We start from the raw sequence: 19,209 nt of genomic DNA on the forward strand, positions 1-19,209 counted from the left end.
GGGTCAGGTGACCGTCCGCGAGGACGCCATGATGACCGAGAACGCCCGGTCGATCCCCGTCCCGCCGCCGCCGGTGACCCAGCGCGGCCGCTTCACCTTCAACGGCTTGGCGTACCGGTAGCGCTCGGTCCCCACGACCGACACCGTCTCGATCAGTTGCGCGGTCAGTTCCTCATGCTTGCCCCACGGCTCGGCGCGCTGCTCCGGGCTGGTGTTTACGAGGGCGTCGGGAGGGAGCCGGTCACATAGCCAGAGGAATCGGTGGAGTCCGATGAACCCTGGATCTCCAGGCCGGTCCCAGACTCCGTAGATGTCGAGTCCGTTGAAGTGGTGGAGGAAGTCGGCGTCGAGGTCTTCCCATCGGGAGAGCCACTGTCGGGCTCGTTCGATTCCCCCAGGACATCACCCGCGTTCGACCAGCCGTACTTGGCGAACAGGCCCTTCAACAGCGCGGCCACGTCCTCGCGCGACGGCCGCGCCGCCACGAACGCCGCGTACGCGTCCTCGCCGTCGAACAGCCGCTTGGCCATCTCCGTCACGGCCGCCAGGAGCTGGGCCGGGAGCTTCGGCTGCGCGAGCAGCGTGTCCACCGCGTAATCGGCGAGCTGCGACAGCGTCATGCCGTCGCCGTCAGCCCGAGCGGAGTCGAGCAGCAGCCCGATCAGCCGCGCGATGTCCACGTCCACGCCGGTGATCAGCGGCTCGAGCACGTCCAGCGGGAACTCCGCCGGCAGCTCGCAGATGGTGCGCCCGCCGAGGATCAGCGGTTCGGGGCCGCCGTTCTTCTCGGCCCTGGCCCTGCGCGCGACGTCGAGATCCATCCCCGTACCCCCTGTGATCGTGATGTGCGCGGGGAAGGTAGCCCAACGCCGCGCTTACGTCCCCAGGCCGCCCGGGGGAGCAGGTGGCGGACACGGGGAAGGGGCCCGGAGGCTCAGCCTCCGGACCCCTTGTTCAGCGCTTCCCCTGGCAGGTCAGGGAGCGGGCGGCTCGAACGCCGCCCACGTGCCCGAGATCATGTCGTAGAACGGGTCGCCGATGTCGCCACCGAGCACGCTCAGGCGCAGCGGCAGCGTGCTGTTGGCGGTCCGCTCGAACGACTGCTCCACACCCTCGGCCTGCTCGGCGCGCGGGATCATCCGCCGCACCCGCTTGGTGCCGTCGCCGAGCTCCATGCACACCGCGATCTCGGTCCGGCTGCCGATCGCCGGCGGCGTGAACTTGTAGTAGACCGGCGGCGCAGGGTCGCCCGTGGGCGTGATCTTCTCGATCGTGCCGCCACCGTACACGGCCTGGAACGACTGCAGCGACCACTCCATCAGGTCGCACTCCAGCGTGGCCGCGTCCTCGGTCTGCCACCGCCGCACCGGGTAGTTCGACTGGTGCGCCCGCGCCTCCTCGAACTGAGGGTCGGTCGCCCAGTTCAGCGAGTCCGGCGTGAACAGGCCGATGTCGTACCAGCCCGTCGGCATCGTCACGGTAGGCCCGTCCGGCGCGACCGTGCCGACCGGCGCCATCCAGATCCGCGCGATCTGCGGGACGAATACGTTCTCAGCGCCCACGTGGGCCCCCTCCACGTCAACCCGCCCCCGCCAGGGGGTGGGTGTTGGGTTGGGGACCCTTCGGCGCGCACAGTAAGGGCTCGCGCCGCTAACGTCCTGCCGGGACGTAAGCGACGGATTCCGCTACACCACCCCGCATGACCCGAAAGACCCGCGCCGCCGCCCCGGCCGCCCCGCGACGGCCGCGCTGGCGGTGCCTGCTCAGCCCGTGCCCGACCCGGGGCGTGTGGACGGACGCCCCCACCGGCCAGGCCGCCGGCGCCGCGTTCCGCCGCCACTACACGACCTGCCACTGGGCTCGGCCGGAGGGCCGACCATGAGCGGCGCCGGGCCCGCCCTCGCCGTCATCGCCGGCAGCGGACTCGTGATCGTGGCGCTGGCGATGATGTGCGACGCCCGCCGCCAGGCCCGCGCCCTGCGCCGGGAGAACACGCGGCTGCAGAACCGGCTCCGCACCTACACCCGGATCCTGGCGCCGCTCCCGGCCGCGCTGCGCGACAAGCGCAAGCTCGACGCCATCCCGCACCACGACCTCGTCGTGCTGTCCCTGCTGGTCGAAAAGGAAGGCCCCGACGGCGACGAGCTCGCCGCACTCGAGGCCCTGCTCCACGAGACACCCGACCCGTAGACACAGACGATAAATCTCCTGTATTATCGAACTATCAGCGCGGGGATTGCGGCCCCACGCTGTGAGACCAGGAGGAAACTGTGAACGAGTACCGGCACCACTTCGCCGACGAGCTGGCCCGCCTCGGCTTCTCCGCCCCGAGCTACAGCGAGGACGACTACCAGGTCCGCGTCAGCGACCGGGACGGCATCCACTTCGCCATCAACATCGACACCGGCTGCATCACCATCGCCGAGGTCGTCACCAGCGAGCGCTACAGCAGCGAGCCCGCCGTCCGCTGGGCCACCCAGTGGGGCACCGGCCACCCCGCCCTCATCGGCGCCGCCTACAGCACCTGGGAGACGCGGGTCACCCACGCCACCCCGGACCACATCGTGCTCGGCATCCTGAACGCCGCCCTGACCCACCTCGCGCTGCACCGCGACACCGACCGGCTGCTCGCCGCCACCTCCTGACCCGCCAAGCCCCGCCCCGCCTCCGTGTACCGCCCGGGGGCGGGGCGGCACCAACCCGCCCCCTTCCAACCCCCAGCCAGAAGGACTGCCCGTGACCGCCCCCAAGCCCGTACGCCACCGCGCCCCCGTCCAGCGCCTGCACGCCGACGGCACCACCTGCACCCACAAGATCAAGGCCGGGGACGACTGCCCCGGCATCGCCACCTACAAGGCCGTCTGCACCTGCGGCCAGTGGGAGCGCGAGGAGACCATCCGCGCCATCGTCGACGAGATGCGCAGCCTCCACATCCGCAACGGGGCCGCCGCGTGATCGCCAACCCGGACCTGACCCGGGGCGCCTGCCGCGACGCCGACCCCGAGCTGTTCTTCCCCATCTCCTACAACGGCGCCGACCACCTACGTGTGATGGCCGCGAAGGCCATCTGCGGCTCCTGCCCGATCCGGCAGCGCTGCCTCGACTACGCCCTCACCCACCCGGCACAGACCGCCGACGGCATCTGGGCCGGGACCACCCCCGACCAGCGGCGCGCCCACCGCCGCCGCACGCTGCGCGCCCGGCTGGTCAACGCCTGACCCAGCACCCCCGCCCCGACCAGCCCGGCCCGGCCCGCCCCTTGTGCGGGCCGGGCCGCCGCTTCAGAAGGGACCACCCGTGGCCACCCCCACCCCGCTCGTGATCGTCCCGTGCGGCGGCCGCAAGGCCGACACCGCCACCCCCATCCCCGCAGGCCGCCTCTACACCGGCTCCTACCACCGCGCCGCCCGCGCGGCCGCCGACGCCCTCACCCTCGACGGCGGCCAGGTCCTGATCCTGTCCGCCCGGCACGGCCTGATCCCCCTGGACCGCGAGCTCGCCCCGTACGAGCAGCGCGCCGGACAGCCCGGCAGCATCGGCGGCGCCGAGCTGCGCGCCCAGGCCGCCACGCTCGGCATCACCGACGCCCGCCCGGTCGTGCTCGCCGGCCGCGCCTACGTCGACCTGGCCCGCCAGGTGTGGCCCGACCTCGACGCGCCGCTGGCAGGCACGCGCGGCATCGGCGAGCAGATGGCCCGCCTGGCGGCCATCGCCCGCCGCCCCGCCACGCCCGCCCCCGCGACGGCCTGACCAGCCAGGACATTAACCCCGACATCCGATACACAACGTCCCACGCCAGCGGCCCCGGGGAGGCCGCCGACCCAGTCCGCGACCCGGAGCCGCCTTATGACCACAACGACCACGACCCGCCGAGCCCGCCACGCGCCCTACCCGGAAGGCGACGTACCGGCCTGCGCGAGCGTCGACCCGAAGTGGTTCTTCCCCAAAAGCACCTACCAGGCCGAACGCGCCCGCAAGGTGTGCCGGCCGTGCCCACTGCGGGAGGCGTGCCTCGCCCACGCGCTCGCCTACGACCTGTACGGAATCTGGGGCGCCACCACCCGGGAGGAACGCGACGACATCCGGGCCGTCGACGGGATCACCCCGCTGCCCGCCGTCTCCTCCTCCCGGGTCGTCGACCACAGCCGCCGCAACCAGGCCAAGGCCCGGCGTCGGCCGGCCACCGCTGCTCCGCCCCCGGCTCACACGCCGGCGCCGGTCGAGGTGCGCTACGTCGAGCCGACCATGCAGCCCGAGCCCGAGCTGGAGCAGCGCTTCGAGCACGACCCGCGCCGTCCGGTCCTCGGCAAGCCGCGCCGCGAGCGGGCGTCGCCCCGGCCCGCGCCGCGCCCGGCCCCGGCCGCGGAGCCGGAGCCGGTGCCCGAGCCGGAGCCCGTCCCCGAGCCGGAGCCGGTCGCGGAGCCGGCGCCCGCCCCCGCACCGGATCCGGAGCCGGTCGACGACCGGCCCCGCAAGACCTGCCCCCGCTGCCGGGAACCCCGCCTCACCACCGACTTCCACCCCAACACCGCCAACGCCGACGGCCTGGCCGTCTGGTGCAAGCCGTGCTTCGCCGACCTCCGCCGCAAGAACGCCTGACCCAAGGGAGCCCCTCATGTCCGACCCGCTGAACCTGGTTGACGCCCTCACCGACCGGCTCGGCGCCGACCAGGCCCGCGCCGCCGTCGAAACCATCGCCGAATGGGCCTGGGCCCAGGTCGCCATCGCCGAGCACGCCAGCAGCCCCGCCCCGTTCGCCGAGAAGCCCAACGCCCGCGCCTACCGGCAGCTCGCCCGCGCCATGGGCCACTTCGGCGCCGCCCCCGCCAACCCCCACGAAACCCTCAGCGAGCTCGCGGCCGCCGTCTGGTGCACCCTCGCCGACGCCGGCCACACCGCCGCTCTCGACTCACCGACCGGCGACGGCTACCAGATCAGCTACATGCCGGGCGCCGTCCTCGTCACCCTCGTGCGCGGCACCGGCCTGGCCGGGCTGCCCTGGGCCGCCATCCAGCGGCAGATCCTCCACGGATGGGCCAACGCCCTGACCGCCGCCGGCTACACCCCGCGCTTCATCGGGGACGTCGACGCCCCCCGCGCGCTGCGCGTCCCCACCCCCGCCGGCGGCATCCCCGAACTCCCCGCCGACGCCAAGCCCACCCCCCAGCTCGTGTAAGCCCCGCACCGAACGGAGAATCCCCATGCCCCGATCCTTCGCCCGCAGGCTGCGCGCCGGCGCCGAGCTCCTCACCCGCCCCCGCGCTCGCCCTGCCCGCCCCACCGCCCCGGCCGCCAGCGGCGACGAGCTGCTCACCGCCGCTGTCAAGGACGGGCCGCTCCACATCATGACCCCGCCCGACGGCCGGATCTTGATCGACCTGTCCGACTTCTCGGACATGGCCGACATATCCCGGGCCGACGCGATGGCCGCCGCCGGCCAGCTCGTCGCCGCGGTGCGCCGCTCCCTGTCCAACACGTAAAACAGGGCCCCGGCACCCCGCTGCCCCTCACCCCTCCAGGGGTGAGGGGCAGCAGCCTGTTCGGCACCGGCCGGTCCGGCGTGCGACCATAGGCCCGTGGATCTCGCACATGCACCCATCCGCCCACCCGAAGGCGTCACCGACGTCTCCGCCTGGTCCCTGGCCTGTGCGACCGCCCACCATGAGCTGTGCAAAGGCGTGCGGCTCAACCCCGACCGGCATCCGCCGGCCGACGCCACCCTCCTGCCGTGCGCGTGCACCGTCTGCGCCGGCAACCCGACCCACACGCCGAAACGCCGCGGCCGGCCACCCAAGAACAAGACGTAACCCACCCGGTTACGGACAGTCCGGAAAGAAGTTAACGGGCGGGTCTGATACTCGACAGGGTGTGAATACGCCTATCTACGATCGACTCGTCGCCGAGTACGCCGCCCGTCCCGCCCCGTACTGGTACGGGCCGAACGCGACCCTCTACCAGGGGGAGACGCTGTCCATCCTCCCGACGCTGCCCGCCCAGCCCGAGGACCTGGTCGACGCGGTCATCGCCGACCCGCCCTACAGCAGCGGCGGCGCCACCGCCCGGGAGCGGCAGCGCTCCACCCGCGACAAGTACGTCTCCGGCCGCGCCGGCGACATCGCCCACGAGGTGCCCGACTTCCCCGGCGACCAGCGCGACCAACGCTCGTGGACGTACTGGTCCACCGTGTGGATGTCGCAGGCGCTGCGCCTCACCCGGCCCGGCGGCAGCCTGCTCGCCTTCACCGACTGGCGGCAGCTCCCCGCCACCACCGACGCCCTCCAGGCCGCCGGCTGGACCTGGCGCGGCATCGTCCCCTGGGTCAAGACCACCGGCCGGCCCGTGCGCGGCGGCTTCCGCAACAACGTCGAATACGCCGTGTGGGGCGTCAACGGCCCCATCCAGAAGGAGTACGAGGTGTACCTGCCCGGCGCGGTCGACGGTGCCCCGCCGACAGGCGCCAAGCGCGTCCACCAGACGCAAAAGCCCGTGGAGCCGCTGCTCACCACCCTGGTCAAGGTCGCACCGCCCGGCGGGACCGTGCTCGACCCGTTCGCCGGGTCCGGCTCCACCGGCGTGGCCGCCCTCCAGGAGGGCCGCCGCTTCATCGGCATCGAGATGACCCCGCACTTCGCCCAGGTCGCCGCCGAGCGACTCGCCGCCGCCACACCACCGGCCGACCCCGTACCCGTCTCCTGACCAGGCGCCGAACGGCCGCCGAGACGTAAGCATCCGATCGTGCTACATCCCCCCACATGATGAGCACACCGATCTACGACGAGCTCGCGGCCGAGTACCACCTGCCCCAGCTCGCCCCCGCCCCTGCCGGCCTGGCGCCCGCGCGCGTCCTCGACACGCCGCCCATCCTCACGCCGCCGGCCCCCGCCCCGCAGCCTGCCGTGGGCCACTGGTTCACCCCGCGGATCCCGCCCGAGCCCGTCGCCGGCACACCCGCCGCCGCCTGACTCCCGCCCGCACACCAGCTACAGGATCCGCGACCCCAGTGTTCACCACCTCCGTCTCCCACGCCTTCGACGCCGCCCACCGCCTTCCGCACCTCGGCGGCAAATGCGTCAACCTGCACGGTCACACCTGGCACACCACGGTCACGATCGGGACCGGCCACCTCGACCGCGAAGGCGTCGTCGTCGACTTCAGCCGCATCAAGAAGCGCATGCGCGCCTGGATCGACGACCGGCTCGACCACGCCACCATGCTCGGCGCCGACGACCGGCTCCTGCCCGCCCTCCAGGACGAGGCACAGAAGGTCTTCATCTTCGGCCGCAGCCCCGGCACCGACTACCCCGACCAGCCGTGGCCCACCGTCGAAGCGGTCGCCCAGCTCCTGGCCGACCAGGCGCACGACTGGCTACGCCAGGCCGCCGACCGCGTCGACGTGACGCTGCTGCGCGTCGACGTCGCCGAGACCGCCACCAACACCGCGTCCTGGCACGCCGCCCCCTACCGGCCCACCATCCACGTCTGAGCAGAGAAGAGACTCCACCGTGGCCAACACCCCGGCACCGCCGCCGTCGCGCACCGCCGAGCGCGCGGCCATGCGCGCCCTCGCCGACCCGGCCCGCCAGCTCCTGGAGGGCATCGGCATCCCCTGCCAGGCCGACACCTCCGACACGCCGCGGCGACTCCTCAACGCCCTCATGGAACTCACCTCGGGCGCCCGCAAGGACCCCGTCCGCCACCTCGCCCGCACCTACCGGGTAGAGACCGGCTCCAATCTGGAGCCCGGCCTGATCGCCGCCACCGGCGTGCCGATCGCCGGCATCTGCGAGCACCACGCCCTGCCGTACACCGGGACCGCGCTCGTCGCCTACCTGCCCACCCCGGTCGCCGCCCTGGTGCCCGCCGGCAAGCTGGCCCGCCTCGTGCGCGAGTACGCCGCCCGCCCCACCAGCCCCGAACGCGTCGGCCGCCAGGTCGTCGACGCCATCACCGGCCACCTGTCCACCTACGGCGCGGCCGCGCTCCTGCGCACCACGCACACCTGCCTGACCCTGCGCGGCGCCTGCGCCACCGGCGCCGCCACATCCACCACCAACGTCACGGGCAAGCTCCGCGCCGACGCGGCCTTGCACGCCGAACTCCTCACCCTCTGGAGCGCCACGTGAGCACCACCGGCTCCGGCCCCGAGCACGAGCACACCCCGCAGCCGCTCGGCCACATCCTCGACCAGCTCGGCGTCAAGGGGTGCATCCACGAGGGCGACTTCATCACCGACGCCGTGGTCGTCGTCAAGGTCTCCGCGGCCGACGGCACCACCGGCGTCGGCCTGTACTCCAGCGAGGACCTCCAGCCGTACGACCGGTACGCCATGCTCGGCATCGCCACCCGCATCATCGGAGGCACCCTGCAATGACCGACACGACCGACCACGAGCAGCCGAAGATCGGCCGGCCCACCAAGCTCACCGCCGAGCTGCAGGACGAGCTGTGCGACTACCTGCGCAAGGGCAACTACCTCGTCACCGCCTGCGACCTCGTCGGCATCCACGAGTCCACCGTCTACCGGTGGATGGAACGCGGCGAGGAGGCCGCCGCCAAGGCCGACGACGCCCTGGACGACGACGATCTGCGGTTCCTCGGCTTCTACTGGGCGATCACCCGGGCCCGCGCCGAGGCCGAGGCCATGTACGTGTCCATCCTGCGCCAGGACGCCGTCGGCGGCGCCACCGTCAAGGAGGTCGTCCGCCACGCCGACGGCGGCGTGGAGGAGCGCCAGTACACCCCGCCGAACAGCAAGCCGGCGATCGAGTGGCTGCAGCGCACCCGGCCCGAGCGGTGGGGATCGCGCAAGGCGCTGGAAGTGTCCGGGCCCGGTGGCGCGCCGGTCCAGCTCAACCACCAGTCCCAGATCGTCGAGGGCCTGGCCGACCGGATCGCAGCGGTGAAGAAGCGCCTCGCCGAGCAGGCGCCGGAGCAGCCTGCCGTCGAGGCCGGCGGGCCGGACGAGCTCGAGGAGGCTGCCCGCGATGACGGGTAAGCGGGCGCCTCTCGGCTTCGTCGTGTACGCGGCCCTGGCCGCGCAGCGTGCCGGCGAACCCGCCGTCATGTGCCGCATCCTCGACTGCGACCCCGCCATCCGGGACCTGCATGGCTGGCTGTTCGACCGGGAGGCCGGCCACGCGGACGCGGCCGCGGCTGCCGCCTGCCGAACGCCTACTCCGGGCTGAAACACGAGCGGGCCGCCCCGCCCGGCCGTACCCCAGGAGGAGGGAGGTACGGCCGGGCGAGGCGGCCCATGCTGGATTGCGGCCAGCAGCCTTTCAGGAGAGGGCAGGGTCCTCGTACGCGCCCGCTAGCACGGTCACCGAGCCCGGAGGAAGGCCCGGCTGCCACGCGTAGATCTCGCCGCTGCACCGCAGCAGCCACCCCTTCCCGGGCAGCTCCTGGACCGGGGCGAGGACCTCGTACACCCAGGCGACGCCGAGCGTGCCGGCGCCGCGCCAGTCGATCCATCGGTCGACCACCAGGCGGCCGGGCCGGACGTCGAGCGCGTTCACGCTCTCGACGTCAACCGTCCGCCCGGTGCAGATGACCGTCACGACCCACCACCGGCGGCGTGGGCCAGCTGCTCCCACTCGGCGCGGTCGGCCAGGATGAGCGTCTCCATCTCCCCGTCCTCCAGCCACGGCATGCCGGGGACGCCGAGCGAGCGGCGGGCCAGGTTCCGCATGAGCACGCTGGCCGCCCACTCCTCGCCGCGCTGGCGCAGGACCTTCCGGCAGGCGGCAGCGACGTCGGGGTTGACGAACGGGTTCGCGGCGCGGCTCGCGGCCACCTCGGCGCGGCCTCGGGCGGCGAGTTCGGCGAGCTTCTCCGGCGTCAGGCTGGTGCGCATCAGGACCCCTTACGGACGAGCGTGACGTTGCGGGACGCCCACGCGCGGCGCAGGATCCGCGCGCTGCGGTTGTGGCCGCGCTCCACGGTGCCGGAGGTGATCCGCAGGTGGACGGACGTCTTCGTCAGTTCGGTGACGATCCCGGTGCGGGGCTGGCCACCGGTGGTGAAGCGCACCTCGTCGTCGACGGCGACCTGGTCGACGTCGATCGGGTCGCCCGCCTGCGGGATGGTGCTGGTGGTCATGGACATGCTCCTTCGCTGGGGGAGGGGAGGGGGCGGCCCCGGGGTGGGGCCGCCCCGGAGGTGTCAGATGTTCCAGTGGGGCACCGGCGTGTCGAGCACCTCGCAGTAGGAGACGAGCAGGTTGCTCGTGTGCAGCGATTCGGCGGTGATGATCGCCTGGCGGGCGCGGTCGGTCAGCTCCTGCTTGGACAGCGGGGTCAGGTCGGGGTGGCTGCCGCGCACGATCAGCTCGACCAGGGCGACGGCGGCATCGTCGGCGATCAGCGCCCGCCCGGCGGCGAGCAGCGCGTCGCGGATCACCGCCGCGTGGTAGGCGGCCATCGGGTCGCCGACGGCGGTGGCCTGGTAGCCCTGCCGATCGGCGAGCTCGGCGCAGGCCGGGCACGCGGGCAGGCCGGTGTCGGCGTCCAGGTAGGCGTTCTTGCCGCAGGCGTAGCCGCACAGGGTGATGGTGCGGGAGTCGGCGTCCTCGACGTGCGCCTGCCCGCCCCGCTCCAGGCGGCGGATGACGCGCGGCGCGTGCGGCCGGAAGACCTCCGGCCCCTCGGCCAGGCCGCGCGCTGTGGCGGCGCGCTCGCAGCGGCCGCAGGTGTCCAGGTCGTACACCATCCACCGGTGCTCGCGGCTGGTGTGGAAGCCGTACATCTGGACGTTGTGGCCGCACAGGGTGCGGCGGGGCGCGTCCGGGTTGGCGATGTGCTTGGTGGTGGCGCTGAAGGTCCGGCAGTAGACGCGGACCAGCGGGGGCACGGGGTCGAACTGCTCGTCGAGCTCCTGGTCGAGCTGGGCCCGGGTGACGGTCGCACTGGTCAAGGGATCTCTCCTGAACGTAAGGGCCGCAATCACGCTTACAACGCCATAATACAGGTTATTTATCTCTGTGGGAAGGGGCGCCCCGGGCAATCCCCGGGGCGCGGCCCCCAGGCCGGTCAGATCAGGAGGCCGGCCTCCCGCGCGGCCTCGTCCGTCAGCCGCCACACCGCGACGAACCCCAGGACCTCGGCGCCGCCCAGGTCGCGCGGCCTCCACGCCTCCGCCCGCTCCTCGACGTGCAGGCCCTCGCTGTACCAACCGGTCCCGGGCTCGGCGTGCACCGCGTTCAGGTGCTCCAGCAGCGCGTCCAGCGCCTCCTGCGGGAAGTCGTCCAGGCCGGAGTCGACGCCCGGCAGGTCCTGCTGCAGCAGCTTCCACAGGATGACCCGCTCGAGGCGGCCCTGCTCGCGGGAGGCCTTGGCGAGCGGTTCGCCGGTGGCCTGCCAGGCGGAGCCGGGCGGGAGCTGGGCGTTGAGCAGGGCGGCGGTCAGGGTGAGGGTGCGCAGGGCCGGTGTGGGCTCGGTCGTGTTCATTCGGGGGTGTGCTCCAGCTTCTACGGGGTCGTTCGGGGTCGTTCGGGATGGGGCCGGTCAGGACTGGGCGGAGCAGGCGACCGGCGGGATGTCGCCGGCGGCCGCCAGCGCGGCCCACGCCTGCTCGACGGTGTCGTACTCGCCGAGCCCGTCCAGGCCGAGGCCCTGCCTGCGGTAGGCGTTCACGTCGCGCGCGGCGGGGTGCTCGCGCCGGTGCTCCTCCATCCAGGTGTGCAGGTGCAGGTCGACGATCGCGGGCGTGGGCACCTCGCCGTCGGGGTGGGTGGTGATCAGGTAGCGGTGGACGTGGAAGCCGTCGCTCTCGCGCACGCACCGCACCTGGGCGGCCTGCTGCGTCATGCGTTCCTCCGGTGGCTCGGGCGGGGGCCCGGCCCCCGGGGCGGGGGGCCGGGCCGGGGATGGTCAGGAGTAGAGGCTGGAGTCCTCGGGGTGCAGGAACAGCGCGTGCTCGCGCAGGTAGAGGCGGGCGGCCTTGGCCTTCAGGATGTCCTTGGACCGGTAGACCGAGCCGATCCCGTTGTTGTAGAGGTGGTCGGCCAGGTGCATGAGAACCCGGATCGCGTTGCGTGCCTCGGCGTCGCCCGCCTCCCGGATGTTCTTGCCGTCCTTAGCCACCGCCCAGGTGACGGCGCGGGCGTGCTCCAGGGCGTACAGCTCGACCAGGGGGGCGTCCAGCTTGGCCGTCAGCGTCTCGGCCAGGACGATGCCCTCCGCCCCCTCCGTGAGTGCGCGGATCTCCTTGGTGGTCTCCTCGCCCCGGTCCAGGGTGCTGTTGAGGGTCTCGGCGAAGGCGTGCTCCAGGTTGGCGTTGCGGTGCAGCTCGTTCAGTGCGGCGGGCAGCCCGGACTTGGCGCAGGCGGTTGAGGTGTAGACCGTCTCCAGGTCGGTGCGGCTGGCATTGGCCGGGACGGCCGCCTCGCGGCCGAGAAGGGAGCCGATCATGTCGCGAAGCTCGGTCATGTTGTTGGCGGCGGCAGCCGTCTCCTGGGCCATCGCCTTGACGTCGGCGAGGGTCTTCTCCAGGTCCGGGCCCTGGGCGGCGAGCGCCTGGGCGGCGGGGGACCAGGTGAGCGCCTGGTCGAGGTCGATGCGCGGGTAGGTCTGCACGGTTCCTCCTGAGATCCTTGCAAGGGCCGCAATCCCTTGCCGGTAGATCAAATAATACAGGTCATTTAGTTGTATGGCAAGCGAGAGGGCCGGGCTGCGGCCCCCTCGCCGGGGGCCGCGTCTCAGCTGCGGAAGTGCCTGATGATGTCGTGGAAGTGCTGCGCGACGTCGGCCAGCAGGTCGGCCGCCGCCGTCCGGGTCGCGTCGTCCAGATCGTCCGCGCCCAGCGGGTACTGGTCGCGGTGCTGGAAGTGCGGGCCGGGCCGCAGATCCAGGCCGGTGCACATCACCACGCCCGTCAGCAGCTTCCCGCCCACCCGCAGGCCGGTCAGCCCGTACCCGCTGGTGTCGCCGGGCCGGCCCAGGCTGATCGTCACCGCGAGCCGGTCCGGCATGCCGAAGTATGCGGGCTGCACGTGGATCTTGCCCTGGTCGCCGAACCGGTAGGAGGCGTGGTGGGTGGCGGCGTACAGGTGGAAGGTGGCCGCGTGCGTGGCGGTGAACCGCACCGTGGTGATCGCCATGTCGTACTCCAAACGGGTCTCAAGAACACGAGGGGGGAGGGGCGGGCCCCGGCGGGCGGGCCGGGGCCGTGGGGCGGCTACTGGCCGCGGAGCTGGGCGAGCAGGGCGGGGAAGGCGGGGTCGGTGTCGTGGGCGACCTGGAGGAGGGCGGCGGCCCGCGCCTGGGCGACGGTCCCCCGGTGGCGGAGCTGCCGGATGAAGGCGCCGTCGCGGTCGTAGACGTTCACCCGCTGCAGGGCGATGCCGTCCTTCAGGACCTCGGCCGGGGTGTCGGGGGTGGTGGTGCTGGTCATGTCGTCCTCCTTGAGAGCCGCAATCTCTCTTCCTGATCTCTATATTACAGGTCTTTTAGTTGCGGTCAAGTGGCGGGCATGGAGCGGCCCCCGGAACCCGCGCCGACCAGCGGCGCGAGCCCGGGGGCCCCCGGTCCTGCTTCACACGCTCTCGGGGGTGACCTCCGCCTCGCAGCAGCTCGTCACCACGGTGGCCGCGCTGTCCCCGCGCGTGATCACCCCCGGGTCGGCCCGCCCGCACCCGGGGCACGCCTCCACGTAGCCGCGCCCCGGCTCGCCCACCTCGAGGTCGACGACGATCACGCTCACGTTGTCCCGGCCGCCGGCCTCCAGCGCCGCTTCCACCAGCAGGTCACGCGCCCGCTCGGCCGAGTCGGCCTCGGCGGCGAGCAGTTCGATCAGGTCGTGCTCGACGTAGCCGTCCAGGCCGTCGCTGCACACGATCAGCCGCCGCACCGGCTGCTCGTCCAGGTGCAGCGTCACCATGTCCGGCTCCCCCTGCGTGACGGTCCGCAGCACCACGTGCTCATCGAAGGGCGGGTTGTGCGGCGTCGTCACCCGCTCGAACGCGCCGTCGTCGAACAGCGCCCACACCGAGGAGTCGCCGAGCCAGGCGATGTCCACCCACGACGGCGGCCCGCCCGCCTTGTTGTGCCCGATCACCGCGACCACGAGCGTGCTGGTGGCCGCGTGCTGCACGTAGCGGGGCGCCTCGACGTAGGCGCCGGCCACCGCGCTCACGGCCGTGTCGGAGGCGACCAGCGCGGTCCCGGCGTAGGCGCCTGCGGCGGCGGCGACCTCGGCGGCCAGCGCGGCGGCCTCGCCCGCCTCCTGGGGCGCGCCCACCCCGTCGGCGACCGCGAGCGCGGTGAAGGATGGGCCGACGCGTACGGCGGCGTGGTCGTTGTTGCGGGAGCGAACCAGCCCGATGTGGCTGGCGTAGGCGACGGGCCCGGCCGGGCCCGTCACGGTGCCGTTCAGCGCCTTGCCGGGCACATCAGCGGCGGTGGTGGTGCTGGTCATGCTGGCCTCCAGGGTGAGGGCGGTTCTTCGGGGGGTGGGGAGGCCCGCCCCCCGGGGTGGGGCGGGCCTCGGGGCGGGTCAGCCGGTGGCGCGGATGGGGAGGCATTCGCCGATGACGACCTGCACCACCTGCTCGGCGACGTCGCCGTGCAGTTCGGCGGTCACGTACGCCTCGCCGTCGCCGTTGCGCTCGCCGAGCGGGTCCGCCGACATGTCCAGCTCCTCGGCGTACGCTTCGCCGAGCGCCCGGCTGGCCGCGCGGCGCGCGTCGTCGTAGTCGCGGCCCGAGGCCACGATCACCTCTTGGGCGAGGTCGTCCAACGGCTCGTAGAAGTCGACGATGAACGTGTAGGTCTCGCTCATGGTCAGCAGCCCTCCCACTCTTCCGGCCCGCCGATCAGGAGCAGGCCCGTCTCCTTCGCCAGCGCCGAGCCGTACTGCTCGGTGGTGGCGTGCACCAGCGCGCTGTTCAGCACGTGCGGCCACGCCTCGCCGGGCAGGCTCAGCAGCATGTCGGCGATGATGTCGGTGGCCACCTCCTCGCGGTCACTCCCTCTGCCGCCGAGCTCGTCCCGGTAGAGCCGGTCGAGCCGGTTGGCGCGGCGGCGTGCCCTCTTGACGACGGGCGGCCGTCTCGTCCGCATTGCAGTCCCCTTCGTTCGGTGGGGCCGCCCCCGGCCCGGGTCACGGGCCGGGGGCGACCGATGATGCCGGTCAGCGGTGGTTGTGTCGCGTCCGGCGGCGGTAGATCAGCCACCAGGCGGCACCCGCGATCAGGGCGATCGGGGCGAGCACCGTGATGACCGCGCCGACGACCGTCCCGAAGCCGGGCCCGGCGTCCTCCTGCTGCCTGGTGAGCTGGTAGGCCAGCCAGGCGGGCATCTGGTCGCCGCCTGCGGGGGCGGCGGCAGTCTGCACGGGCGCGGGCGGCGCGGGAGGGGTCTCCTCCTGCGTCGGCTCGTCCTGCGGGAGGGCGGGGATCTGCTGCACCTGCGGCGCTGGCTGCGGCGCGGGCGCGGTGGTGGTGACCTGCACCGTCTTGGTGACCGTCGGCTTCGGCTTCGCCTTCGTGGGGCTCGCCTTCGCCGTCGGGGTCGCCGATGGGGTCGGCGTGGCGGTCACGGTGACGGTGGGCGTCGCCGTGGGGGAGGGGGACGGCTGGGCCGCCTCCTTCGCCTGCTCGGTGACGGTGACCGCCGGGGTGGCGGTCACGGTGGCGGTGACGGTCGGGGCGGGCGGGATGACCGCCGTGACCTCGACCTCCGCCTTCACGTCCCCCGCCGGGTTGACGAGGTAGAAGGCGTGCTTGCCCGGCGCGTCCGGCAGGTAGCTGCCGCCGAAGGTGACCGGCCCGCACATCGGGTCCGGCTTGCCCGTGGCGATCTCCCGCATGTCCCCGGCAGGGGTGCGCACCTTCAGAGCGGGGGCGCACATGCCGTCGGAGGTGGCGGTGACCGTGATGGACGCGCCCACCGTGGCGGGGGTGCCCGCCGTGGGGCTGGTGATGCTGCCACCGGGGGCGCTGGCGTGCGCTCCCGTGGCGGCGGTCGCTGCCGTGGCCACAGCGGCGACCGTCAGGGCGAGTGCCCTGGTGATTCCCATAGGGATTCCTCCTGGATCAGGCGAGGGCCGCAATCCCTCGCACACATCAATAATACAGGGCATTTAGTGAGGCGTCAACGCGGCCCCGGCCAGCGACGACCCCCGGCCGCCAGAGCGCCCCTGCCGCCCTGGCCGGCCTCGCGCGTACTAAGCCGCGCGGCCCGGCATCATGCCGCCCAGCGCGCCGGGGGCCGCTCGCCCGCCGACTCGCCAAATTGCTAAATCTCCTGTAGTATTTGAGATGTCCGAAGGGGATTGCGGCCCCGACGGTTGATCATCCAGGAGGAACCCATGACCTACACCACGCACGGCCTCATGACCGCCAGCGACCTCGCCGACCAGCACGCCGAAGCGCGCGCCGCCTGGCGTGACACCCTCACCCCCGACCAGGCCGACAACCTGGAGTGGTACGGCCACCCCTGCGGCGACGTGCACGGCATCGAGGGCCCCGCCACCACGTGCGAGTGCGCCGCCTGATGGCCACCGCCCTCCGCCCCGGCGAGGCGGACACCCGCCTCGCCCCCGGCGCACAGCCCCGCTGCCCCACCTGCGGCGAAACCGACCCCGCCCTCCTGGCCGACTCCCTCACCGCCTGCTGCGCCGCCGACCCCGTCGCCTACACCTGCGACACCTGTGACCAGCACGTCTACTACGACGAGCACGGCGACGAGCCCGACCACTGCCCGCACGGCTGCCCCTGACCCGGTGCGGCCCCCTCCCCGCGAGGGGGCCGCACCCCGGGCCTCGCTTCCCAAAGTAATAAATCTCCTGTAATATAGACAGCAGTGCAGGGGGATTGCGGCCCCCTCAACTACCGGGAGGAACCCTATGGCCATCAGCACCGCCGCCAGCCTCTACGACGCCTACGGCACCGCCGACGCCGCCTACAAGCGGGCACGCAAGATCGCCACCACCCGAAAGGGCGACGTCGCCGCCTACGCCAGCCTGCGCGAGGCCGCCACCCAGGCCCGCGAGAACTACGACCGCTGGGCCGAGGCGATGGGCCGCGACGCCATCGCGATCGAGATCCGCGACCTCGGCCGCATCATCCGCACCTACCTCGACACCCTCGACGACGCCTGCATCTACGCCCTGGCCGTCGCCAACGGCTTCCCCGCCGAGGGCGTCACGAACGTCAGCGCCAACAGCCTCCGGTACGTGCTGAACGCCGCCTACCCCGACGACCTGCCGACCAAGAAGCACATCGCCGCCGTCGCCCTCGACCCCAGCCTTCGCCTCCACCCCACCGCCCACCGGGGCGAGCCGAGCCCCATCCTCGGCATCCTCTACGTCCTGCTCACCACCCCCGAGGACTGACCCCCGCCCCCCGCCCGCCCCCGCTTCCCCGGGGGGCGGGCACCCCACCACCGAAAGGCCAGCACGTGACCGACACGTTCACCCCCGCCGCCCCGCCCGCCGCCACCCCCGACGGCACCGGCCCGGCCGCCCCGCCCGCCACCTTCACCCGCGACACCTGGGAGCAGATCCTCCCCGTCATGGAGCAGGGCGAGGCCGACCGCGACGGCTGGGACGCCAACCCCACCCTCTACACCTTCGCCCGCACCCCCCACAGCGTGCACATCCAGGGCCTCAACCCGGCCGACTGGACCAACTTCTTCTTCGGCATCGGCCCGGAGGGAGCCACCGGCGACGTCGCCCACGACATCGACCTGTACGCCACCCGCGCCCAGCCGCTGCCCGGCTTCCTCGGCGTCGTGCTCATCTACCACACCGACCCCGACCCCGACACGAACACCGCCGACGCCCGCACCCTCGTCGCCGTCGACGAGCGCGGCACCGCCTACCGCGTCCACCGCCCGCACGGCACCGGCACCGCCCCGGCCGAGGTCGCCTACCTCGACGACGACCCGCACCTGCTCGCCCTCAACCGGCTCGCCGACGCGCTGCGCGGCGGCCCCGCCGAACACGAGTACACCTTCGACGTGAAGGTGTTCTTCACCGCGACCGTGAAGGCCACCAGCGAGAAGAAGGCCCGCGCCCTGATCGACGACCTGTGCGACATCGAGGTCAGCACCACCGTGCAGGGCGTGACCCTCGGCTGCGGCGAAGTCGACGGCGAGGCCGACCTGGTGAGCGTCGACGGCGACGACCCCGCCTGACACCATCCCCCGCCCGCCCCCGGCATCCCCCGGGGGCGGGCCCCGCCTCCCGAGAAGAGACGAACCCGTGGCCATCAGCGACGACGAATTCACCGCCCAGCAGGACTACGCCGCCTACACCGCCAACCTGGCCCGCAACAGCATCAACGAGCAGCTCGCCGACGTCCCCGACGGGGATGTCCTGGCCGCCCTGCTCGCCAAGCTCCGCACCGCCCCGGCCCCGCCGACCCGCACCGCCGACCCGGCCGCCGGCGTCACCATCGACCGGTACGTGGTCGACGCCAACCAGGTGCCCGAGCGCGACCCCGGCCACGACTCCGACCGCCTCATCTACGTCGGACGCCACGGCGACCGCTTCGTCATCTCCCGCTACCCCTGGAGCGACTCGCCCCTGTGGAACTTCACCCTGGGCGACTGGCACAACCCGTGGGCCGACGACTCCTACGACGCCGACCACTACGAACGGCCCGAGACCGAGGCGATCGCCAAGGCCCGCCAGATCGTCGGCCTCACCTAGACCCCGGCCCGCAACCGGGCACCACCACGACGGCGCGGCCCGCCCCCTGCCTCCTGAGGGGCCGGGCCGCGCCGCCGTACCCCCACCCGCCAGCACCCCCGGGGCCGACCCGCTTCCCAACACACTAAAAACCCTGTAATATAGAGACTGTGAACAGGGCGCGGCCCCCGCGCGTGACGATGGGAGACACGGTGAAGGTCTGGATCCTCGAGTACGGCGACGACGAATCCCAGCGCCGGGTCGGCATCTACGCCAACACCAGCGACCCCGACACCATCCCCGCCGCCGCCCAGCGCGCCTTCGAGGAGGAGACCCGACTCTGGCTGCGCGGGGACCACACCACCAGCAACGAGGACGGCATGCAGATCGCCCGCCGCGGAACCGACTGGGTCGCCCTCCAGCCCGAAACCATCCACCTCGGCACCTGACCACCGAACCCCCGGGGGAGGGGCGTGCGCCAGCCGCAAGGCCGCGCACGCCCCTCCCCCTTTTGCCCGGCGAGACGTAAACCCCCGAAACCGTCATGCTCCCCCCGCCCAGCACCCAACCCCGGGGGGAA

The 19,209-nt window shown here is 73.0% G+C and carries 39 protein-coding genes; 23 read left to right on the forward strand and 16 right to left on the reverse strand.

Annotation, left to right across the window (positions count from 1 at the left end; translation table 11 throughout):
• Nucleotides 1-3: 3 nt before the first annotated feature.
• The 3 genes from ACWDXC_RS41430 to ACWDXC_RS41440 all read right to left on the reverse strand — a co-directional run bounded on the left by ACWDXC_RS41430 (nt 4) and on the right by ACWDXC_RS41440 (nt 1,562).
• On the reverse strand, nt 4-135 hold the full coding sequence (locus ACWDXC_RS41430; RefSeq protein ID WP_449991902.1) for a hypothetical protein: 132 nt from the start codon (nt 133-135) through the stop codon (nt 4-6).
• Between the two features lie 80 nt (nt 136-215).
• On the reverse strand, nt 216-821 hold the full coding sequence (locus ACWDXC_RS41435) for a hypothetical protein (RefSeq protein WP_449991905.1): 606 nt from the start codon (nt 819-821) through the stop codon (nt 216-218).
• A gap of 153 nt (nt 822-974) precedes the next feature.
• Nucleotides 975-1,562: a phage tail tube protein gene (locus ACWDXC_RS41440; protein WP_449991908.1), complete on the reverse strand. Its 588-nt coding sequence runs from the start codon at nt 1,560-1,562 to the stop codon at nt 975-977.
• Between the two features lie 137 nt (nt 1,563-1,699).
• Between ACWDXC_RS41440 and ACWDXC_RS41445 the strand changes: the two genes are divergently transcribed.
• The 17 genes from ACWDXC_RS41445 to ACWDXC_RS41525 all read left to right on the forward strand — a co-directional run bounded on the left by ACWDXC_RS41445 (nt 1,700) and on the right by ACWDXC_RS41525 (nt 9,184).
• A complete protein-coding gene (locus ACWDXC_RS41445; RefSeq protein WP_449991911.1) occupies nt 1,700-1,882 on the forward strand; it encodes a hypothetical protein in 183 nt (60 codons plus the stop codon).
• Nucleotides 1,879-2,190, forward strand: coding sequence for a hypothetical protein (locus ACWDXC_RS41450; protein WP_449991914.1), 312 nt, complete (start codon nt 1,879-1,881; stop codon nt 2,188-2,190). Before ACWDXC_RS41445 ends, ACWDXC_RS41450 begins: the two co-directional genes overlap by 4 nt.
• A gap of 80 nt (nt 2,191-2,270) precedes the next feature.
• Nucleotides 2,271-2,645, forward strand: a complete 375-nt coding sequence (locus tag ACWDXC_RS41455) for a hypothetical protein (protein ID WP_449991917.1) — start codon at nt 2,271-2,273, stop codon at nt 2,643-2,645.
• Between the two features lie 91 nt (nt 2,646-2,736).
• Nucleotides 2,737-2,955, forward strand: a complete 219-nt coding sequence (locus tag ACWDXC_RS41460; protein ID WP_449991920.1) for a hypothetical protein — start codon at nt 2,737-2,739, stop codon at nt 2,953-2,955.
• Nucleotides 2,952-3,218, forward strand: coding sequence for a WhiB family transcriptional regulator (locus tag ACWDXC_RS41465; protein ID WP_449991923.1), 267 nt, complete (start codon nt 2,952-2,954; stop codon nt 3,216-3,218). The genes ACWDXC_RS41460 and ACWDXC_RS41465 overlap by 4 nt, the downstream gene beginning before the upstream one ends.
• 79 nt (nt 3,219-3,297) lie before the next feature.
• Nucleotides 3,298-3,750 (forward strand): DUF6884 domain-containing protein, encoded by a 453-nt coding sequence (locus tag ACWDXC_RS41470; RefSeq protein ID WP_449991926.1) that lies wholly within the window; start codon nt 3,298-3,300, stop codon nt 3,748-3,750.
• A gap of 96 nt (nt 3,751-3,846) precedes the next feature.
• A complete protein-coding gene (locus tag ACWDXC_RS41475) occupies nt 3,847-4,599 on the forward strand; it encodes a WhiB family transcriptional regulator (protein WP_449991929.1) in 753 nt (250 codons plus the stop codon).
• Between the two features lie 16 nt (nt 4,600-4,615).
• On the forward strand, nt 4,616-5,176 hold the full coding sequence (locus ACWDXC_RS41480; RefSeq protein WP_449991932.1) for a hypothetical protein: 561 nt from the start codon (nt 4,616-4,618) through the stop codon (nt 5,174-5,176).
• A gap of 25 nt (nt 5,177-5,201) precedes the next feature.
• Complete coding sequence (locus tag ACWDXC_RS41485; RefSeq protein WP_449991934.1) at nt 5,202-5,480, forward strand: hypothetical protein; 279 nt, start codon at nt 5,202-5,204, stop codon at nt 5,478-5,480.
• Nucleotides 5,481-5,576: 96 nt separating this feature from the next.
• A complete protein-coding gene (locus tag ACWDXC_RS41490; RefSeq protein ID WP_449991937.1) occupies nt 5,577-5,807 on the forward strand; it encodes a hypothetical protein in 231 nt (76 codons plus the stop codon).
• A 61-nt stretch (nt 5,808-5,868) separates the two neighbouring features.
• Nucleotides 5,869-6,696 (forward strand): DNA-methyltransferase, encoded by an 828-nt coding sequence (locus ACWDXC_RS41495; protein WP_449991940.1) that lies wholly within the window; start codon nt 5,869-5,871, stop codon nt 6,694-6,696.
• A 56-nt stretch (nt 6,697-6,752) separates the two neighbouring features.
• Complete coding sequence (locus ACWDXC_RS41500) at nt 6,753-6,962, forward strand: hypothetical protein (RefSeq protein WP_449991943.1); 210 nt, start codon at nt 6,753-6,755, stop codon at nt 6,960-6,962.
• Between the two features lie 38 nt (nt 6,963-7,000).
• A complete protein-coding gene (locus ACWDXC_RS41505) occupies nt 7,001-7,483 on the forward strand; it encodes a 6-pyruvoyl trahydropterin synthase family protein (RefSeq protein WP_449991944.1) in 483 nt (160 codons plus the stop codon).
• A gap of 19 nt (nt 7,484-7,502) precedes the next feature.
• Nucleotides 7,503-8,123: a GTP cyclohydrolase I gene (locus ACWDXC_RS41510; RefSeq protein ID WP_449991947.1), complete on the forward strand. Its 621-nt coding sequence runs from the start codon at nt 7,503-7,505 to the stop codon at nt 8,121-8,123.
• A complete protein-coding gene (locus tag ACWDXC_RS41515; protein ID WP_449991950.1) occupies nt 8,120-8,371 on the forward strand; it encodes a hypothetical protein in 252 nt (83 codons plus the stop codon). The genes ACWDXC_RS41510 and ACWDXC_RS41515 overlap by 4 nt, the downstream gene beginning before the upstream one ends.
• Nucleotides 8,368-8,994, forward strand: coding sequence for a hypothetical protein (locus ACWDXC_RS41520; RefSeq protein ID WP_449991953.1), 627 nt, complete (start codon nt 8,368-8,370; stop codon nt 8,992-8,994). Before ACWDXC_RS41515 ends, ACWDXC_RS41520 begins: the two co-directional genes overlap by 4 nt.
• Entirely contained in the window at nt 8,984-9,184 is a 201-nt protein-coding gene (locus tag ACWDXC_RS41525) for a hypothetical protein (RefSeq protein WP_449991955.1), read from the forward strand. Before ACWDXC_RS41520 ends, ACWDXC_RS41525 begins: the two co-directional genes overlap by 11 nt.
• A gap of 93 nt (nt 9,185-9,277) precedes the next feature.
• On the opposite strand, the gene ACWDXC_RS41530 is transcribed toward ACWDXC_RS41525, so the two are convergent.
• From ACWDXC_RS41530 to ACWDXC_RS41590, 13 genes are all read right to left on the reverse strand, one after another.
• Nucleotides 9,278-9,556, reverse strand: coding sequence for a hypothetical protein (locus ACWDXC_RS41530; RefSeq protein WP_449991958.1), 279 nt, complete (start codon nt 9,554-9,556; stop codon nt 9,278-9,280).
• Nucleotides 9,553-9,852: a hypothetical protein gene (locus tag ACWDXC_RS41535; protein ID WP_449991961.1), complete on the reverse strand. Its 300-nt coding sequence runs from the start codon at nt 9,850-9,852 to the stop codon at nt 9,553-9,555. Before ACWDXC_RS41535 ends, ACWDXC_RS41530 begins: the two co-directional genes overlap by 4 nt.
• On the reverse strand, nt 9,852-10,097 hold the full coding sequence (locus ACWDXC_RS41540) for a hypothetical protein (protein ID WP_449991964.1): 246 nt from the start codon (nt 10,095-10,097) through the stop codon (nt 9,852-9,854). The genes ACWDXC_RS41535 and ACWDXC_RS41540 overlap by 1 nt, the downstream gene beginning before the upstream one ends.
• 63 nt (nt 10,098-10,160) lie before the next feature.
• A complete protein-coding gene (locus ACWDXC_RS41545) occupies nt 10,161-10,910 on the reverse strand; it encodes a hypothetical protein (RefSeq protein ID WP_449991967.1) in 750 nt (249 codons plus the stop codon).
• A gap of 116 nt (nt 10,911-11,026) precedes the next feature.
• On the reverse strand, nt 11,027-11,443 hold the full coding sequence (locus ACWDXC_RS41550; RefSeq protein WP_449991969.1) for a hypothetical protein: 417 nt from the start codon (nt 11,441-11,443) through the stop codon (nt 11,027-11,029).
• A 57-nt stretch (nt 11,444-11,500) separates the two neighbouring features.
• Entirely contained in the window at nt 11,501-11,803 is a 303-nt protein-coding gene (locus ACWDXC_RS41555; RefSeq protein WP_449991972.1) for a hypothetical protein, read from the reverse strand.
• A 63-nt stretch (nt 11,804-11,866) separates the two neighbouring features.
• On the reverse strand, nt 11,867-12,571 hold the full coding sequence (locus tag ACWDXC_RS41560) for a hypothetical protein (protein WP_449991975.1): 705 nt from the start codon (nt 12,569-12,571) through the stop codon (nt 11,867-11,869).
• A gap of 122 nt (nt 12,572-12,693) precedes the next feature.
• Nucleotides 12,694-13,095: a hypothetical protein gene (locus tag ACWDXC_RS41565; RefSeq protein ID WP_449991978.1), complete on the reverse strand. Its 402-nt coding sequence runs from the start codon at nt 13,093-13,095 to the stop codon at nt 12,694-12,696.
• A gap of 77 nt (nt 13,096-13,172) precedes the next feature.
• Nucleotides 13,173-13,388 (reverse strand): hypothetical protein, encoded by a 216-nt coding sequence (locus tag ACWDXC_RS41570; RefSeq protein WP_449991980.1) that lies wholly within the window; start codon nt 13,386-13,388, stop codon nt 13,173-13,175.
• A 141-nt stretch (nt 13,389-13,529) separates the two neighbouring features.
• Nucleotides 13,530-14,411 (reverse strand): PP2C family protein-serine/threonine phosphatase, encoded by an 882-nt coding sequence (locus tag ACWDXC_RS41575; RefSeq protein ID WP_449991982.1) that lies wholly within the window; start codon nt 14,409-14,411, stop codon nt 13,530-13,532.
• 78 nt (nt 14,412-14,489) lie between these two features.
• On the reverse strand, nt 14,490-14,774 hold the full coding sequence (locus ACWDXC_RS41580; protein WP_449991984.1) for a hypothetical protein: 285 nt from the start codon (nt 14,772-14,774) through the stop codon (nt 14,490-14,492).
• Between the two features lie 2 nt (nt 14,775-14,776).
• Nucleotides 14,777-15,055 carry a hypothetical protein gene (locus tag ACWDXC_RS41585; protein WP_449991986.1) on the reverse strand — a complete coding sequence of 93 codons (279 nt, stop codon included), beginning with the start codon at nt 15,053-15,055 and terminating at the stop codon, nt 14,777-14,779.
• A gap of 70 nt (nt 15,056-15,125) precedes the next feature.
• Nucleotides 15,126-16,013, reverse strand: a complete 888-nt coding sequence (locus ACWDXC_RS41590; RefSeq protein ID WP_449991988.1) for a hypothetical protein — start codon at nt 16,011-16,013, stop codon at nt 15,126-15,128.
• Between the two features lie 291 nt (nt 16,014-16,304).
• Here ACWDXC_RS41590 and ACWDXC_RS41595 point away from each other — a divergent pair, with 291 nt between their 5' ends.
• From ACWDXC_RS41595 to ACWDXC_RS41620, 6 genes are all read left to right on the forward strand, one after another.
• Nucleotides 16,305-16,490, forward strand: coding sequence for a hypothetical protein (locus ACWDXC_RS41595; RefSeq protein ID WP_449991989.1), 186 nt, complete (start codon nt 16,305-16,307; stop codon nt 16,488-16,490).
• Nucleotides 16,478-16,714, forward strand: a complete 237-nt coding sequence (locus ACWDXC_RS41600) for a hypothetical protein (RefSeq protein WP_449991991.1) — start codon at nt 16,478-16,480, stop codon at nt 16,712-16,714. The genes ACWDXC_RS41595 and ACWDXC_RS41600 overlap by 13 nt, the downstream gene beginning before the upstream one ends.
• Before the next feature lie 127 nt (nt 16,715-16,841).
• On the forward strand, nt 16,842-17,330 hold the full coding sequence (locus ACWDXC_RS41605; protein ID WP_449991994.1) for a hypothetical protein: 489 nt from the start codon (nt 16,842-16,844) through the stop codon (nt 17,328-17,330).
• A gap of 65 nt (nt 17,331-17,395) precedes the next feature.
• Nucleotides 17,396-18,133 carry a hypothetical protein gene (locus ACWDXC_RS41610; RefSeq protein ID WP_449991997.1) on the forward strand — a complete coding sequence of 246 codons (738 nt, stop codon included), beginning with the start codon at nt 17,396-17,398 and terminating at the stop codon, nt 18,131-18,133.
• A gap of 67 nt (nt 18,134-18,200) precedes the next feature.
• On the forward strand, nt 18,201-18,650 hold the full coding sequence (locus tag ACWDXC_RS41615) for a hypothetical protein (RefSeq protein WP_449991999.1): 450 nt from the start codon (nt 18,201-18,203) through the stop codon (nt 18,648-18,650).
• Between the two features lie 191 nt (nt 18,651-18,841).
• Nucleotides 18,842-19,078 carry a hypothetical protein gene (locus ACWDXC_RS41620; protein WP_449992002.1) on the forward strand — a complete coding sequence of 79 codons (237 nt, stop codon included), beginning with the start codon at nt 18,842-18,844 and terminating at the stop codon, nt 19,076-19,078.
• Nucleotides 19,079-19,209 lie beyond the last annotated feature (131 nt).

This window comes from Nonomuraea sp. NPDC003214 (assembly GCF_053590035.1).

Coding starts and splice junctions, on each gene's coding strand:
- ACWDXC_RS41525 (WP_449991955.1), top strand. CDS start 8,984: ATGACGGGTAAGCGGGCGCCTCTCGGCTTCGTCGTGTACGCGGCCCTG.
- ACWDXC_RS41605 (WP_449991994.1), top strand. CDS start 16,842: ATGGCCATCAGCACCGCCGCCAGCCTCTACGACGCCTACGGCACCGCC.
- ACWDXC_RS41585 (WP_449991986.1), bottom strand. CDS start 15,055: ATGCGGACGAGACGGCCGCCCGTCGTCAAGAGGGCACGCCGCCGCGCC.
- ACWDXC_RS41590 (WP_449991988.1), bottom strand. CDS start 16,013: ATGGGAATCACCAGGGCACTCGCCCTGACGGTCGCCGCTGTGGCCACG.
- ACWDXC_RS41565 (WP_449991978.1), bottom strand. CDS start 13,095: ATGGCGATCACCACGGTGCGGTTCACCGCCACGCACGCGGCCACCTTC.
- ACWDXC_RS41535 (WP_449991961.1), bottom strand. CDS start 9,852: ATGCGCACCAGCCTGACGCCGGAGAAGCTCGCCGAACTCGCCGCCCGA.
- ACWDXC_RS41475 (WP_449991929.1), top strand. CDS start 3,847: ATGACCACAACGACCACGACCCGCCGAGCCCGCCACGCGCCCTACCCG.
- ACWDXC_RS41555 (WP_449991972.1), bottom strand. CDS start 11,803: ATGACGCAGCAGGCCGCCCAGGTGCGGTGCGTGCGCGAGAGCGACGGC.
- ACWDXC_RS41480 (WP_449991932.1), top strand. CDS start 4,616: ATGTCCGACCCGCTGAACCTGGTTGACGCCCTCACCGACCGGCTCGGC.
- ACWDXC_RS41445 (WP_449991911.1), top strand. CDS start 1,700: ATGACCCGAAAGACCCGCGCCGCCGCCCCGGCCGCCCCGCGACGGCCG.
- ACWDXC_RS41540 (WP_449991964.1), bottom strand. CDS start 10,097: ATGACCACCAGCACCATCCCGCAGGCGGGCGACCCGATCGACGTCGAC.
- ACWDXC_RS41575 (WP_449991982.1), bottom strand. CDS start 14,411: ATGACCAGCACCACCACCGCCGCTGATGTGCCCGGCAAGGCGCTGAAC.
- ACWDXC_RS41595 (WP_449991989.1), top strand. CDS start 16,305: ATGACCTACACCACGCACGGCCTCATGACCGCCAGCGACCTCGCCGAC.
- ACWDXC_RS41570 (WP_449991980.1), bottom strand. CDS start 13,388: ATGACCAGCACCACCACCCCCGACACCCCGGCCGAGGTCCTGAAGGAC.
- ACWDXC_RS41550 (WP_449991969.1), bottom strand. CDS start 11,443: ATGAACACGACCGAGCCCACACCGGCCCTGCGCACCCTCACCCTGACC.
- ACWDXC_RS41450 (WP_449991914.1), top strand. CDS start 1,879: ATGAGCGGCGCCGGGCCCGCCCTCGCCGTCATCGCCGGCAGCGGACTC.
- ACWDXC_RS41580 (WP_449991984.1), bottom strand. CDS start 14,774: ATGAGCGAGACCTACACGTTCATCGTCGACTTCTACGAGCCGTTGGAC.
- ACWDXC_RS41500 (WP_449991943.1), top strand. CDS start 6,753: ATGATGAGCACACCGATCTACGACGAGCTCGCGGCCGAGTACCACCTG.
- ACWDXC_RS41520 (WP_449991953.1), top strand. CDS start 8,368: ATGACCGACACGACCGACCACGAGCAGCCGAAGATCGGCCGGCCCACC.
- ACWDXC_RS41435 (WP_449991905.1), bottom strand. CDS start 821: ATGGATCTCGACGTCGCGCGCAGGGCCAGGGCCGAGAAGAACGGCGGC.
- ACWDXC_RS41485 (WP_449991934.1), top strand. CDS start 5,202: ATGCCCCGATCCTTCGCCCGCAGGCTGCGCGCCGGCGCCGAGCTCCTC.